Source organism: Limnobaculum zhutongyuii (assembly GCF_004295645.1).
Taxonomy (GTDB): domain Bacteria; phylum Pseudomonadota; class Gammaproteobacteria; order Enterobacterales; family Enterobacteriaceae; genus Limnobaculum; species Limnobaculum zhutongyuii.
In genome coordinates, this window is record NZ_CP034752.1 from 3,340,274 (window position 1) to 3,353,617 (window position 13,344).

Genomic DNA, 13,344 nt, shown 5'->3' on the forward strand with positions numbered 1-13,344 from the left:
TGCCTTCCTCAGAAGCTTGTAGGAACGGCTTAACCGTTTGTAGTCCGTAGTTGCATTTGCAGGCTGGCAATGTGCTGTTGAACCCGCGCTATTCCTTCCCGGTCGCACTGTTGCCGCAATTGCTGGCATGCCTGAGCCAGTCCGGCGTCATGAACCAGATGGGCCGATCCTGCCAGTTTATGTGCCAGAGCGGCGATGTTTTCCACGTTCAGCGTTTCCCTTTCTGCCTCTGCGGTTAATGCTGCCGCGTCCTCTGTCAGGCATTGTTGTAAGGTGGTGATAAATTCCGCCAATACCTCCGGCTGCTGTAATGCGGCCGGTAAACTGGCAACATTGAATGTTACCGGTTCGGCTTCAGACTCAGACTCCGGCGATGTGGTTATCAGGGTAGCCAGCTTTTCCATTAACCCCTTCAGGTTGATTGGTTTAAACAGACAATCGTTCATACCCGCCTGCAGGCATTATAGGCACTGTCCTGAGCATTGGCGGTTAACCCCCACACGGTGATTGCCGGGCGCTGCTGTTCTCGCTCCAGCCCACGCAGCCGTCGGGTAAAATGGTAGCCATCCATATTTGGCATCTGGCAATCGGTGATCACCAAATCAAAGCTTTGGCTTTCACAGGCTGCCAGCGCTTCTTGCCCATCCGTCACGGCGGTAACCTGATGGCCTAAATGGGTTAGCTGATGTGTCAGCAGCATTCTGCCTGCCCGATGATCCTCAGCGATCAAAATACGCAGGCGTCGGCCAGTCTCGTTTGTCGCCATCGCTGAGGCAGGAAGCTCCAACGTGACCAGACGTGGCAATGAGAGCTGTACGGTAAATTCACTGCCTATCGCCGGTTCACTATTCAGGCTGATGCTGCCGCCCATCATGTCTACCAACGTTCGGCTGATATACAGCCCCAGCCCCGCACCGCTGCCGGAGTTTTCCGCCTGAGAGAATGGCTGGAATAGCCGTTGGCGGGTCACTTCATCAATACCTTTACCAGTATCCCGTACCTGAATGCACACATCCAACCGGTCGGCACTGATTTGCTCCACCATCACGCTCAGAGTCACTTGCCCCTGTTGGGTAAATTTGATGGCATTACTCACCAGATTCGATAGCACCTGCTTAAAGCGCAATGGATCCACTAACACATCACCATGCACTTCAGCATCAATTTCCAGACCGAAATCCAGCCCCTTCTGGCGCGCAACGCCATCAAACAAACTGGCGACTGCTTCAATCAAATGGCGCAGGTCGGCTCTTTCCGGATGAAGTACCAGACGCTCAGATTCAATCCGTGAAATATCCAGAATATCGCCAATCAGGGCCAGTAAGGAGTGAGCCGAATCATGGGCGATATTCAGCAGCCCGTCATCCAATGGTTCCCCCTGTCGCTGTTGGCGTAGTGCCAGTTCCAGCATGCCAATAATGGCATTAAGCGGCGTGCGGATTTCATGGCTCATGGTGGCAAGAAACGTGGTTTTAGCCCGATTGGCGGCATCGGCCCGCTCTTTCGCTTGTTGCAGTTCGCTAATCAGTCGTTCCCGTTCCGTGATATCAAACCAGCCACCCACTTTATTACCGGCATAATCTGCATTGTTCATCAGCAGCATGCTCCACTGCTGAAGCGTGCGTTGCTGCCCCGAGACTTCCCAACTGCGGGTAATAAACAGCGCATTCGGATCGCTGTCATCAGGATATAAAACCATATCCACCGCACTCGACTGACTTAGCTGATAGTGGGATAGCGATTGCCCCACCGCCAGAGGTGGCGTATCGCCCACCGCGCGATGAAAATGGCTGTTGGCGGCAACAATGCGTTCATTGAAATCCGTAAGATAGACCGGTAACGGCAATGCATCTAACAATGCTTGCTGCTGACGCTGCAACGCGGTACGTAAACGACGGCGGCTAACCAGCAAGGCTAACAGTAACAGCACTAATAGCAGGATCAGTATCGTAAACAGCAGAGGATAATACTCGGTCAGCCGATCTTTTTTGTTATCCGCCACTTTCATTAAGTAGGCTTTGCTATACCAATTACGAGTCATGGCATGCATCTCTTCCGGCGGAATATTCAACAGCGCTTTGTCGAGAATGGTCGCCAGTGGATACTCATTTTCTGAGATTCCCATTACAAAGCGCGCCGGCTCGGTTTCTAAACCACGGATAATTTTTAAGTCAGCCATCTGGTCGTGAGAAAGCAGAAAATCGGCGCTAATCATCGGCAGTACTAAGGCATCCGCTTTGCCAGCCATTAAAGCATCGATGCCATCCTGTGGTGAATCCACCGGTAAGATACGGCTTGTGGCGTACTGCTGTTTCAAAAACGCCTCCAGCGGATGCCCCTTAACCAGAGCAATTTGCCGTAACTCCGCTTCATCCTGCTGTTTTTCATGCCCGACCAGCACCCAGGAGCTAAACAGGTATGAGCGCGTGGTTAAAAGTCCATTAGGCCAGACGGTATCAAGCGTGACGCCAGCGACCACATCCGCTTTGCCCGATTTGACCTCCTCCAACGAATGGCGCAGGGTATTGGCTCGAATCACGTCAAACTTTAGCCCGGTTCGGTTGGTGATCTCTTCCATGATATCAGCGGTCAGCCCGCGAAAATCGCCCTGAGCATCAAAGAAGCTCAACGGAGGAAAATCATCGTTTACCACCACCCGTACGGTCGGATTCTCCTCTATCCATTTGCGCTCCAGCGCGGTAAACAACAAATGGCGAGCGCTAGTGGTTTCCGGACTTCCGCCACTCCAGCGGCTTTGAATGGTCGCATTGGTGCGGTCAGGAATAATAGTCAAAACGGAATTTAATGCTTTTACCAGTCGGGTATTGTTGCCCGCTACCGCGAAGGAAAAGCCATCAACATCTTCCTGAGGCAACAACTGCAACCGTAAATTATTCAGATTGGACTGGTTAATCAGATACTGAGCCGAGGTGGCATCACCAATAAAGGCATCCAGATTGTTAAATGACAGGGCCTCCAGCGCACGCCTTGGAGAATCATAAACCTGATAGCCACCGGAATAGCGGCCAGTTAATGCTTTACGGCTGCTGTAAAGCCGCTCAATGGCAATTCTCTGTGGCGGTTTATCATGCAGCAGGCTGTCGGTACGCTCCACCAACGCTGGCACCGCCGTCAGATAAGGCAGAGTCAGCAATAGCTTATATTTTTTCGCCTCTTCACTACCGGCATTACCAATCAAATCAACTTCACCGTTCGCCAACGCCTGCATCAATAATGCTTCACTATTGTAGTAGCGCACACGAATCTGAACGTTAAGGGTGTAGGCAATAATACCAAGGTAGTCACCATTTATACCGCCGTAATCCTGTACGCCGGAAGTGATGTCATAAGGAGGGTAATTGGGTGCTGAGGTACCGTATACCAGAGTGCGTTTTTGGCGTAGCCACTGCCAGTCGCTGCCATTCAGCGTCGGCTCAGGTAACTGTACCTGCTCCCGACTAACCAGATTCACTTCCCGAAATGCCGGGGGTTCGTCTGCCAGCGCCGTAAAACACCAGAGTAATAGAATAAAAAATAACTTATTGAGCTTCATCAGGCGGCTCGCTGACAGAATGATTATCGAAAAAAGTGACCAGCTCTTCTGCGCTGTTTAACTGCAATTTTTCCATCAGGTGCGACTTATAGGTACTGATGGTTTTATTGCTGAGTATTAGCCTGTCAGCAATATCTTTATTACTTAATCCTTCGGATAGGTAGCGTAAAACGGTTAATTCACGGTCAGACAAGCGCGCCAGTGCACTCTTATCTTTTTCTTCCGGCTCTACGACTCGCTGTAAAGCTTCCGTCATAAAATCAGGAAAGCAGTGATAGCCCTGTAATACCAACTGACACATAGAAGCCAGTTGGCTGATGTCTTGATCTTTACCAAAAAAGCCACTGGCTCCGGCACGCCATGCGCGTTCAGCATAGGTTTCTGCCGGTAAACTGGTATAGATGATAACTTTGCCCGGATTTTCTAACTGACGCAGATGCTGCAAAATTTGCAGACCATCCATCTTGTTCAGCATGATATCCAGAATCACTAACTGCGGCTGTTTCTCTTTTATCTGCGCCAGCGCAGATATACCATCGGTCGCACTGATAATGGTGTTATCACCTAAAGGAGCAAGAATTGCTTTGACCGCAAAACCGATTGCAGGGTGATCGTCGACAATTAACCATGTACTCATCGCCATATCCTTATTCAGCGCCAAAATTCCATTCATAATACAATCCAACAATTATGATGATTCTAACAGTGAATTGATAATTGCTGCACCCTCTAATCTTTCAGGTATCAACAACGCCTTACGGCTGGTATTAATAATATAGAAATTTGCTTCATTCGGGAAAAATGAGTGGCGATTAGATTAATGAAACTGAATAGAAGCAGAAATGAGTGAAGAGGAAGGAAGGGATGTATATAACCAATGCCAGTGACTTAAGGTGACTGGCATTGTTGCTGTTTTACTGTAACGGACAAAATGGCGAATAAAACAATGAGTAGATAAGTTATGATTTTTCTATCGCTCAGGCTTTTTCAAGCAGGTCGGCCTGACCCAGACATCGTTTCACCGTACTCATATTGGCTTTCATATGTTCACTGATTTCCTGAGTAGACTCCCCAGTCTGGTAGCGGGTAATGATCTCTTCCATCGCTTCGGGCTGATAGGCAATATAGATGTACTTCTGTTGAAATGTTTTATCGCACGCTACACATTGGTAACGCTGTGCACCGGTGCTACCTTTGCCATGCTTACGGATATGTTCTTTTTGACCACAGTATTTACATTCCGGTGTCGTCATTAATTTGTATGCATCCCATACCATATAAACCTCCCGTGAATTGCCTTGCTTGCCAGTTCTTCACCGTTCAGGTGAGAACTGAACACATACTCGTTTAATCTTTACATTTTGCTGCTGAACGCTATATCACTATAATTACTGTGCCGTTCAGGGTGTTTAATGCCTGATGAATTAAATAATTAAATCAATTTTTATTGTTTTAATAACCTCTTAGCAATAAAGGTTATCAACATACAAAAATGCACAGTTAACTTTTACAACAGCACACCACAACACCCCTTCATCTCTAGCCAATAAGCTAAAGAAAGAAGAAATCAAAACATAACAACAACACATTATATAAAAATAATAAAGCGTATTACACCAGCAATAATCTTCATAAACAATAAATTCATCAGCACTAAAATTGAGCAAAAAACCAACACAATAGATCGAACAAAATTGATTTAACAACAAATTACTCGATAAATCAATCTAAAAAAAGTGACTAAAGATTTTAATCTTGATTAATAATAAAAACTCAAAATAATTGATCGACTTAAATAAAAAAATGATGATAAATATTGAAACTAAATAAAGAGTAGATAAGCAAAATAAAAGAAATCAAAAAAAATAAATAACAAAAAATGCAGTAGAAACACTTTAGATTTAATAACTATCAAATATTAATAGTAACAAAATAAACTATAACAATATTTTAGAAAAGCAATAAATGATAAACAAAATCACTACCCAGAATAAATAAACAAAATAGGATACATATTCAGAACTAAAAAAAGGCACCAAGGGTACCTTTTAGATTTTTAAATTATAATTTAGTAACAGAGTGGTTTAATCAACCTTCACCACCGGGGTTGAAATGGTATCTAACTCCGGAGTTACCACAGGTGCCACGCGAACGGGATGATGAACCTCATAACCATACACCAGGCTAATGAGCGCCGGTTCTGCAAATTCCCGACCTAAAAATGCTAATCCTACCGGTTGAGGTTGTACATCCTTTGTTATATGAGTGGCTCAAAAGCTGATTCATTTTTTCCGACTGGAGTGTAATACCAGAAAAAGATCTTCAATGCGTCAGTAGCTTTACATGCATCCGGCACAGCTACCACAGCGCCAGTCCTGTGGGTTAATCGCCCGATAGAACAATCGCACATGTTCTTCATCGATGGGCAAGCCGTTATCCACTAAACTGTCTGCCAGCCAGTCGATGTTTTCCAGAATCCAGTCATCCTCATCCCGCCCCTCGGCAAATAGTTCATTTTCCGGATCGATAATGTAATAAATGCCGTAGGTGCCCATGTCTTTATCCTTTCGGTTTTCCGGCAGAATAAAAGGACGTTCAAGATAGGTGATGTGCCATTCGCCGTGACACAAAAGATTACCGGATCGCCCCCAACGGGCGATAAATGGATTTGTATTCATTGCATGGTATATCTGAAATAAATGACCCGGCATATAGCCGGGTCTGTACGATACGATATTATGACCGAATCAATTACCAACAAGATAGAGACAATTGCCCAAAACCCTTGCGGTTAGTGACGATTTCTCACTAACTGGTAACGGCGAGTCAAATATTCCACTGGCACACTCCAGATATGCACCAGACGACTGAACGGGAACAGCACAAAGAGTGTCATACCTAAAACCAAATGGATCTTAAACACCAGAGCGACGCCTTCCAGATGGGCGGAGGCACCACCGTGGAAAGTAACTACGCTTTGTGCCCATCCCACCAACTTCATCATTTCACTGCCGTCCATATGTTGTGCAGAAAATGGAATAGTCAGTAAACCTAATGCCACTTGAACCAACAGCAGAGTCAGCACCAGAATGTCCATGGTAGTGGTGGTAGCGCGGATCCTTGGGTTAGTTAAACGACGCTTTAGCAATGCCACTCCGCCAATCAGCATCAGCATCAGCATCAGCAGACCACAGGTTCCACCGCCAATCATCGCCATCTTCTGCTTCACTTCCAGCGGCAAGAACGACTCATACATCCAGTGTGGGGTTAACATACCGAAAAAGTGACCGGCAAAAACACCCAGAATACCAATATGGAACAGATTCGATGCCCACAGCATGCTTTTCTTATCCAACATCTGGGTGGAACCGGCACGCCAACTGTACTGACCATAGTCATAGCGAATCCAACTACCGATCAAAAAGATGGTGCCTGCCATATAAGGATAAATATCAAAAAAGAACATATTCAGGTAATTCATACAGGGTTTCCTCCGGTGCGCGCCGAGGCTGATTCAACACTCAGGTATTGCGGAGCAACGGCACCAGCAAAACGCCGCTGATGAGCCTGCTGTGCAGAATTGCCGCACTCATTCTGACTTTGTGCATCAATAAATTTCACTTGCTCTTCTTCCCATACGGCATCAAGAGCTTGTGGCGTATCGTCCCGCGCTTCTGTCGCAACGGTTTCTTTCAGGTTGGCACTGCGTGCTTCGCTACCGGAAATCTCGGTTAGCAGATCAAATAGCGCCCCATAACCGCTATTACGTTCATGCAGGCGAGCCCCCAACAGTGCAAGAATGGCAGCAATATCTTGCAACCAACCCCGTGCCTGCGACTCATCTAAAACAGACAGGAATTCGAGAAACAGCGGTAAATGGTCAGGCAGTTCGCAACTATCAATTTGTAAACCGACCTGCTTATACTGATCCAACAGATCCACCATTGCCTGACCGCGATCCCGCGATTCACCATGAACATGTTCAAACAGTAAGAGTGACGTTGCTCTGCCGCGATCGAACAGGCTGCTGTACTCTTCCTGAGCGTCCAGCAAGTTGCCCTGACAGCGCCAGTGGATCAGCGCCGCAAGCGCACTTTTTTGTTCCGCCGTCAGCTCATCCGCTTCAGCCGTTGCCACAAGCAGTTCATCAGCTCCCTGCCACAGTGCCTGATCCGGGTACTCCAGCAGGTAAGAGAGTATTTTTAAACTGATCATGACTCCTGTCCTCCCACGTCTTTTGGCGTTTTGGCCGTCACGTCAATAGAAGCAATACGTTTGGTATTAAACAGATTGAATTTACTGTCGCTACCGTGGCAACCGTCACCAAAGCTGAAACCGCAACCTTTAGCTTCCGGGAAGGCTTCACGCGCAATTTCACGGTGGCTGGATGGGATCACAAATCGATCTTCATAGTTGGCAATGGCCAGATAGCGATACATCTCCTGCGCCTGAGCCTCTGTCAGTCCGACCTCTTCCAGCGCCCGTAGATCTTTTTGGCCTTCCACGGTTTCGGCACGCTTATAGTGACGCATTGCCATCATACGCTTCAGCGCCAGTAGCACTGGCTTGGTATCACCGGCGGTCAGCAGGTTCGCCAGATATTCCACCGGAATACGCAGGCTTTCAACGTCCGGTAAGATACCGGTGTGCGGCAGGTAGCCCGCATCAGCAACGGACTGAATGGGTGACAACGGCGGCACATACCACACCATAGGTAAGGTGCGATATTCCGGATGCAGCGGCAGAGCCAGCTTCCAGTCCACCGCCATTTTATACACCGGTAACTGCTGGGCGGCTTCAATGACGCTTAAAGGAATGCCGTCTTTCAGCGCCTGCTCTATGACTTTTGGATCGTTAGGATCGAGGAACACATCTAACTGGCTTTGGTACAGATCTTTCTCATCTTCCACCGAGGCAGCTTTCTCGATCATATCTGCGTCATACAGCAGCACGCCGAGGTAGCGAATACGCCCTACGCAGGTTTCGGAACAGACCGTTGGTTGACCGCTCTTCCAGTTGAAATAGATTTTTTTGTACGGACAGCCGGTGACACACATACGCCAGCCACGGCACTTATCCTGATCAATAAGTACAATACCGTCTTCCGCACGCTTGTATATGGCACCGCTTGGACAGGTCGCGCTACAGGCAGGATTCAGGCAGTGTTCGCACAGTCGTGGTAAATACATCATGAAGGTATTTTCAAACTGGCCGTACATTTCCTTCTGCATATTCTCGAAGTTCTGATCTTTAGCGCGTTTTTCAAATTCACCGCCCAACAGTTCGCCCCAGTTGGCACTGCCTTCAATTTTGTCCATGCGCTGACCGGTGATCAAAGAGCGTGGGCGGGCAACCGGCTGTGCTTTACCCTCTTTCGCGGTTTGCAAATGCTGGTAATCGTAGTCAAACGGTTCGTAATACTCATCTAACTGAGGCAGATGGGGGTTAGCAAAGATTTTGGCTAACAGACCCACTTTCCCCCCCATACGTGGCACCAGCTTGCCGTTAATTTTACGGATCCAGCCGCCTTTCCACTTCTCCTGATCTTCCCAGTCATTGGGATAACCAATACCCGGGCGAGTTTCTACGTTATTAAACCAGCCATACTCAATGCCTTCGCGGCTGGTCCAGACGTTTTTACAGGTTACTGAACAGGTATGACAGCCGATACACTTGTCCAGATTCAGCACCATCCCGACTTGTGAACGAATTTTCATTGGGCTTTCTCCCGTTTAGTATCCTGTTGAACCTGATCGTGGCCTTCGTCATCCAACCAGTTAATGTTTTTCATTTTGCGAATCACCACAAACTCGTCGCGGTTAGAACCTACGGTACCGTAGTAGTTAAATCCGTATGCCAGCTGGGCGTAACCACCAATCATGTGGGTTGGTTTTGGACTAACTCGGGTAACCGAGTTATGGATACCCGCTCTCTGACCGGTAATTTCTGAACCCGGCAGGTTAATAATACGTTCCTGAGCGTGGTACATCATGGTCATGCCTGATGGAATTCGCTGACTCACTACCGCTCTGGCGCTAAGTGAACCATTGCTGTTAAAGGCTTCAATCCAGTCGTTGTCTTCAATGCCGAGCGATTTGGCATCCTCTTCGCTGATCCAAATAATCGGACCACCGCGGGACAGCGTCAGCATCAGCAGGTTGTCGCTGTAAGTGGAGTGAATTCCCCACTTCTGGTGCGGCGTCAGGAAGTTCAGCGCTTTTTCCGGATAGCCATTTGGCTTGGCATTGAGTAACGGTTTAGCCGCTCGGGTATCGATGGGTGGACGATATACCAGCAGGCTCTCACCAAAGGCGCGCATCCATTCATGATCCTGATACAGCTGTTGACGACCGCTAATGGTGCGCCATGGGATCAACTCATGAACGTTGGTATAGCCGGCGCTATAAGAGACATGTTCATCTTCCAGACCCGACCAGGTTGGGCTGGAGATGATTTTACGCGGCTGCGCCTGAATATCGCGGAAGCGGATTTTCTCATCTTCTTTATTCAGTGCCAGATGGCGGTGATCACGACCGGTGATTTGGCCCAGCGCCTCCCAGGCTTTAACTGCTACCTGTCCGTTGGTTTCCGGTGCCAGAGACAATACGACTTCCGCCGCATCGATCGCCGTTTCAATTTTAGGCCGCCCTGCGGCTGCACCATCGATCTGAACGTAATTAAGCTTTTTCAGGAATTCCACTTCGGTTTGGGTATTCCAGCTAATGCCTTTACCGCCGTTGCCCAGTTTGTCCATTAGCGGCCCCAGCGCGGTGTAACGGGCATAAGTATTTGGATAGTCGCGTTCTACCACCATTATGTGCGGTGCAGTTTTTCCCGGAATCAGGTCACATTCGCCTTTTTTCCAGTCTTTCACGCCATAAGGTTGCGCCAGTTCAGCCGCCGAGTCGTGTTGAATTGGCAGCGTCACCACATCGGTTTCTACGCCAAGATGACCTACCGCCACTTCAGAGAACTTTTTAGCGATGCCCTTATAAATCTCCCAGTCGCTTTTCGACTCCCAGGCAGGATCTACCGCCGCTGACAATGGGTGGATAAACGGATGCATATCCGAAGTATTCATATCGTCTTTTTCGTACCAGGTGGCCGTCGGCAATACGATATCGGAATAGAGACAGGTACTGGACATGCGAAAATCCAGCGTCACAACTAAGTCCAGCTTACCTTCTCCGGCATCATCACGCCACTGAACTTCTTCCGGTTTAGCGGCACCCTGCTGGCCCAAATCCATCCCCTGAATACCGTGTTCGGTACCCAGCAGGTATTTCAACATATACTCATGTCCCTTACCGGAAGAACCCAGCAAGTTAGAGCGCCAGATAAACAGGTTACGCGGGAAGTTCTGCGGGTTATCCGGATCTTCAGCCGCGAAGCTAAGGTTGCCGTTCTTCAGGCTATCTACCGTGTAATCTACCGGACTTTGACCTGCGGCACGGGCCATCTCTGCAATTTTTAGCGGGTTAGTATTCAGTTGAGGTGCCGAAGGCAGCCAGCCCATACGTTCAGCCCGCACGTTAAAGTCGATCAGATTACCGCTAAAGCGGGATTTATCCGCCAGCGGAGATAATAGTTCTTCCGTTGCCAGCGTTTCATAACGCCACTGGCTGGAGTGGTTATAGATGAATGATGTGGTATTCATATGGCGCGGTGGACGCTGCCAGTCGAGAGCAAACGCCAGCGGTAGCCAACCGGTTTGTGGACGCAGCTTCTCTTGTCCTACATAGTGGGCCCAACCGCCGCCGCTCTTACCGATACAGCCGCAGAAAATCAGCATATTGATTAAGCCACGATACTGCATATCCATGTGGTACCAGTGGTTTAAACCCGCACCAACAATAATCATCGAGCGTCCGTGAGTTTTGTCCGCATTGTCAGCAAATTCACGGGCGATACGAATAATGTTTTGACGATTAACACCGGTGATCTGCTCTGCCCATGCGGGGGTATAGGCTTTCACATCGTCATAGTCTTTAGCGCAGTTTTCATCATTCAGACCGCGATCGATGCCGTAGTTAGCCATCATCAAATCATAAACGCTGGTGACTAACGCACTGGTGCCGTCCGCCAGCTGCAAGCGCTTAACCGGCAACTGATGATGAAGCACTTCCTGTAACTCGACGCTTTTAAAGTTTTCGTTCTCAATACCGCCAAAGTAAGGGAACCCAACGGTCGCCACTTCATCGTGCTGACCCAGTAAGCTAAGCTGTAATGCTATCTCCTGCTGATTTTTGCCGTCTTTCTGCTCCAGATTCCATTTGCCTTTCTCGCCCCAGCGGAAACCAATAGAACCCTGCGGTGCGGTCAGTTCACCGGTGGCCTGATTAATGGCTACGGTTTTCCATTCCGGATTATTGTCCTGACCCAGTTTTCCCACTAAGTCATCAGCACGCAGCAAGCGGCCGGCCGCGTAGTAACCCTCGTCACGCGGCTCCAACATCACCAGCATGGGCAAATCGGTGTAGCGACGCACATAGTCTGTGAAGTAGTCGCTTGGCTTATCCAGATGGAACTCTTTCAGAATCACATGGCCCATTGCCAGTGAAATAGCGCTGTCAGTACCCTGCTTCGGGCTTAACCACTGGTCGCACAGTTTGGCGATTTCAGAATAGTCAGGAGTAATGGCAATGGTCTTGGTGCCTTTGTAACGCACCTCGGTAAAGAAGTGGGCATCTGGCGTGCGGGTTTGAGGTACGTTTGAACCCCAGGCAATAATATAAGAGGAGTTATACCAGTCGGCAGATTCAGGAACGTCGGTTTGCTCTCCCCAGGTCATCGGTGAAGCCGGCGGTAAATCACAATACCAATCGTAGAAGCTGAGATTAATACCGCCAATCAGCGCCAGATAGCGTGTTCCTGCGGCATAAGACACCATCGACATGGCGGGAATAGGTGAAAAACCAACAATCCGGTCCGGGCCATATTTTTTAGCGGTATAAACGTTAGCAGCAGCAATCAGCTCATTCACTTCCTGCCAGTCAGAACGCACAAAGCCACCGCGACCACGAATTTGCTTATAGTTTTTGGTTTTTTCTGTATCTTCAACAATCGAGCTCCAGGCTTCTACCGGATCGCTATATTGTTTTTTCGCTTCACGCCACAGCTTAATCAGACGTTTACGCATCAGAGGGTATTTCAGGCGGTTAGCGCTATACAGATACCATGAATAACTGGCACCGCGCGGGCAGCCCCGTGGCTCATGATTAGGTAAATCGGGTCGGGTGCGAGGATAGTCAGTTTGCTGAGTTTCCCAGGTGACTAAACCGTTTTTAACATAGATCTTCCAGCTACAGGAACCGGTACAGTTAACACCATGGGTAGAACGAACAATCTTGTCATGCTGCCAGCGTGAACGATAACCATCTTCCCAATCGCGGTTAACATTCAACTCCTGACCATGCCCATCGGCGAAGGTATCACCTAATTGCTTAAAATAGCGGAACCTATCGAGAAATTTACTCATCCGGGACTCTCCTGCAACACAGCCTGAAGTCGCTGCCGTTATGATAAAAATGCAGAACGCATTACTTATGGAATGGGCCCATCTTATCCGTGTCGTTTTGAGTAAAGTTGACTTTAATCAATCCTGCCTGACACTTGAAATTCTGGAAAACCCGTAACTACCACCAAAGTGGCACAAAGGATTAATAATTTAATTTATTGATATTTAATTAAAATTTAAATTTCATTAACAGAAACCACATGAATAATTTCATAGTGAACTATTTGGGGGTAGAGGAAAGGCGGAGAGATATGGTGAAAGCTAAAAATAGAAA

Annotated in this window: 9 protein-coding genes; all 9 read right to left on the minus strand. The window is 48.1% G+C overall.

What is annotated here, in order from left to right:
• Window positions 1–29: 29 nt before the first annotated feature.
• Window positions 30–446 (minus strand): Hpt domain-containing protein, encoded by a 417-nt coding sequence (locus EKN56_RS14970; RefSeq protein ID WP_130592520.1) that lies wholly within the window; start codon window positions 444–446, stop codon window positions 30–32.
• Window positions 443–3,553, minus strand: coding sequence for an ATP-binding protein (locus EKN56_RS14975; RefSeq protein ID WP_130592521.1), 3,111 nt, complete (start codon window positions 3,551–3,553; stop codon window positions 443–445). Before EKN56_RS14975 ends, EKN56_RS14970 begins: the two co-directional genes overlap by 4 nt.
• Entirely contained in the window at window positions 3,540–4,190 is a 651-nt protein-coding gene (locus tag EKN56_RS14980; RefSeq protein WP_168189665.1) for a response regulator transcription factor, read from the minus strand. The genes EKN56_RS14975 and EKN56_RS14980 overlap by 14 nt, the downstream gene beginning before the upstream one ends.
• A gap of 340 nt (window positions 4,191–4,530) precedes the next feature.
• Window positions 4,531–4,830: an IS1 family transposase gene (locus EKN56_RS14985; protein ID WP_130592523.1), complete on the minus strand. Its 300-nt coding sequence runs from the start codon at window positions 4,828–4,830 to the stop codon at window positions 4,531–4,533.
• Between the two features lie 1,062 nt (window positions 4,831–5,892).
• Window positions 5,893–6,231, minus strand: coding sequence for an ABC-F family ATP-binding cassette domain-containing protein (locus EKN56_RS14990; RefSeq protein ID WP_130592524.1), 339 nt, complete (start codon window positions 6,229–6,231; stop codon window positions 5,893–5,895).
• Window positions 6,232–6,344: 113 nt separating this feature from the next.
• Entirely contained in the window at window positions 6,345–7,034 is a 690-nt protein-coding gene (gene narI / locus EKN56_RS14995; RefSeq protein ID WP_130592525.1) for a respiratory nitrate reductase subunit gamma, read from the minus strand.
• On the minus strand, window positions 7,031–7,768 hold the full coding sequence (gene narJ / locus EKN56_RS15000) for a nitrate reductase molybdenum cofactor assembly chaperone (RefSeq protein WP_130592526.1): 738 nt from the start codon (window positions 7,766–7,768) through the stop codon (window positions 7,031–7,033). The genes narI and narJ overlap by 4 nt, the downstream gene beginning before the upstream one ends.
• On the minus strand, window positions 7,765–9,270 hold the full coding sequence (gene narH / locus EKN56_RS15005; RefSeq protein ID WP_130592527.1) for a nitrate reductase subunit beta: 1,506 nt from the start codon (window positions 9,268–9,270) through the stop codon (window positions 7,765–7,767). Before narH ends, narJ begins: the two co-directional genes overlap by 4 nt.
• The gene (locus EKN56_RS15010) at window positions 9,267–13,031 is read right to left on the minus strand and encodes a nitrate reductase subunit alpha (protein ID WP_130592528.1); all 3,765 of its coding nucleotides are present in this window, start codon (window positions 13,029–13,031) and stop codon (window positions 9,267–9,269) included. Before EKN56_RS15010 ends, narH begins: the two co-directional genes overlap by 4 nt.
• Between the last annotated feature and the right edge of the window lie 313 nt (window positions 13,032–13,344).